Annotated in this window: 3 protein-coding genes; all 3 read right to left on the minus strand. The window is 71.2% G+C overall.

All coding sequences use genetic code 11. The features are described from left to right. Positions 1–17 precede the first annotated feature (17 nt). Positions 18–743, minus strand: a complete 726-nt coding sequence (locus VIU94_RS42935; RefSeq protein ID WP_331920853.1) for a hypothetical protein — start codon at positions 741–743, stop codon at positions 18–20. A gap of 101 nt (positions 744–844) precedes the next feature. After that, positions 845–1,552 (minus strand): helix-turn-helix domain-containing protein, encoded by a 708-nt coding sequence (locus VIU94_RS42940; RefSeq protein ID WP_331920855.1) that lies wholly within the window; start codon positions 1,550–1,552, stop codon positions 845–847. Continuing rightward, positions 1,552–2,451, minus strand: a complete 900-nt coding sequence (locus tag VIU94_RS42945) for a universal stress protein (protein ID WP_331920857.1) — start codon at positions 2,449–2,451, stop codon at positions 1,552–1,554. Before VIU94_RS42945 ends, VIU94_RS42940 begins: the two co-directional genes overlap by 1 nt. Positions 2,452–2,834: the final 383 nt, after the last annotated feature.

A 2,834-nucleotide genomic window follows, 5' to 3' on the forward strand; every position in this document is an offset into this window, starting at 1 on the left:
GTCCCTCCGAGACTCGCCTACGGGGACTGCAACTCGCGAACCCGGGCGCGGAAGACGCGCCAGCGTCGCTCGTTGCCGTGCACCAGCGTCGCCGACTCCACCATCAGATCCGCCGCCCGGTCCAGCAGTTCGGAAGCCGAATAGAGGTAGGAAGGGGCCGTCCGCTCGCCGCCCAGGTCGGCCCGCAGCGCCGCCGGAGCGAAGTCGACGCGGGCCAGCAGGTCAAGGGCACGTCGCAGCAGCCGCGCGACCAGAGTCTGCAGGCCCGCCGACTGCCAGTCGTTGGCGATGATCCGGTGCCGTTCCCCGAGCAGGTCGGCCAGCGCGGGATAGGCAGCCAAGCCTCCCGCCATCTCCCACGCTTGCTCCATCGCCCCGGCCAGCCAGACACCCGTCTGCTCAAGGTCATCTGCCAGCAGCCGGACCTCACGCTTGAGCCTCTGCACCTCGGCCGGCTCGCCCTCCCCTTCCATGAAGAGGATCCCCGACTCCGCGGTGAGCCCGGGGGCATTCAGGTCCTCCGTGCCGGCGAACGCGATCGGCGACGCCTGTTCACCCGCGCCGATCACGCTCCACCGGTCGGCCAGCGCCTTCAGCGCCCGCGACCGCGCCTGCAGCTCGCCGGCCTGCCGCAACGGCGCCTGTGAGTAGTACTCCTCATGCTCGCGATGGAACCGCGCAAGATTGTCGATCAACTGCAACAGCGACTCAGGGGGCTTGAGCTGCGCCTCGTCCTCGGCCATGTCGGCAGTGTGCACCAGGTCCCACGGGTAAGGGCGTACGGGCACGCCGCCCCAGCGCTGCGAGACGGCCCGGCACTCAGAGACCACTTACGGGGCGGCTTTCAGTCAGCAGACCCGGACGGCATGCCAGGCGTGCCCGGCACCCGGATACGGCGGCCGGTCACCCGGCGCGGCGAGAGCGTCACCAAGGTGTCGCGCCCATTCCCGGCCCACGGCTCCGGGTGGCCGGCGTCCTTCATCCTCTGTGCCGAGGTCTCGTCCGACACAGTGCGTACCGGACCGACGACGAGCACGCTCCAGCCCTGGCTGAAGGCTTCGTCCATGCGGTCCTCCTCGAAGGCGACCTCCGCGCCGGACGCCGAGGCGCGCGCGAGGGACGAGTCCGGTGCAGTCATGAAGACGAGGGCCCCGTCGACGACCTGATAGTTCACGGGGACCACCATCAGCCCGTCCCGCCCTTCGACGGCGACCCGGCCAACGCCGTGGCCGTCGAGCAGCTCCCAGCATTCGGCCTCGCCGATCTCCTCCATGCGTGCCCGGTACCCGGCGCGGGCTCCTCCTGGCGCGAGGTCCGCCGTGTACCCGGTGAGATCCTGGACAGTGGTCTCCAGAGCGTTCGCGAGCCGGACCAGGAACTCGATCCCCGGGGTGGGCACCTGCTCCTCCACGTAGGAGACGTATCCGGGCGTGGAGCCGGCCCGTTCGGCCACCTCCTCCAAGGACAGGCCGAGTCGGGTGCGCCTGGCTGCGACACGGCGTCCGAGGTCGCTCGTGGGGTGCGACGCATGCGGGTCACGGGCCGTGTTCATCAGAGGCCTCCCTCGGTGGTCTCCGGGCCCCGCTGGGGAACGACGGCGACCGGACACGAGGCGTGGTGCAGGGCGCGGTGGGCGACCCTGCCTAGCTCCAGACCGACGAGCCTGTCACGGCGCCGGGCCCCGACGACCAGCAGGTCGGCGGCGGCGGAGCGCTCGGTCAGCACTCTGTGGGCCGGGCCCTCGAACGTGGTCCTGCGAAGGCGCACCCCAGGATGTCGAGACGCCTCGGCCTCCAGGGCCTTGTCGAGCAGTTCGGCGGACCTTTCCGCGAGGTGGGCTCCACCGTCGCCCGTCAGCAGCAGATGGTCGACCGGTTCGTTTGCCGGCAGTCGCCACGTGCGGACGACGTCGAGTTCCGCGTCCCGGACCACCGCCTCACGGAAGGCGAACCGTACGGCCGGCGAGTCCACGTCATGGTCCCCGACGCCGAGCAGGATGCGCCCGTGGCGTGCCTCCAGGGCATGCCGGTCCCCGCGGACGACGACGACCGGGCAGTAAGCCCGGGCGGCCACGATGAGGCTGACGGATCCGAGCAGAAGGTCGGCGAACTCGCCGCGCCCGCGGGACCCTACGACGAGGAGCGTGCCCTCCCGCCCCTCTCTGAGCAGCGCGGTGGACGCGTCCTCGGCGAGGACGTCCGTGCTGAGGTCGAGGTCCAGTGCGCGGAGCCGGGCGCGTTCGGCCGCGACGCCCACGATGTTCTCGGCGAGGATCTGGCCTGAGGGGCGGTCCGTGGTCCGGGCCGGCACGACTCCTTCGTACCGTTCCCACATCGAGGCATGGACGATCCGCAGGGGAAGCGTGTGCCGTACCGCTTCGTCGACGGCCCAGTCCAAGGCCGTGAGACTGGCGTCGGACCCGTCGACTCCTACCACCAGGGGCGACTCCATCGTGCCCACCGCCTTTCCGGGACGTGTGGTGGCCTGCTGCCACGCTCGCACCGCGCTGGAGTCGCGAGGTAGGGCCGGTCGGTCCCGGGCCCGGCCCGCCCGGACCACGTGTGGAGGGGCGCGGAGACACGAAGAGAGGAGGGGCCCATCCGCTTCTCGCGGATCCTGATCGCGCGGTGCGCGGCTCGAAGCCGCTTCCCCGCGTCCTTCTGGCGGGCCCCCTCCTCACTTTCAGGAAAGCACCGGTCGATGGTCCGCGCCAGGGCTGTCAGGGTCCAGACGTGCCCCGTTCGGCCCTTGTCGTCCGTCACCAGGCGGCGACACCCTCGCAGCTACAGGCGTCGGGGCACAGCAGTACCGGAGGCCGGTCATGAAGCACCCAC

This window comes from Streptomyces sp. (genome assembly GCF_036566765.1).
Classification (GTDB): Bacteria; Actinomycetota; Actinomycetes; order Streptomycetales; family Streptomycetaceae; genus Streptomyces.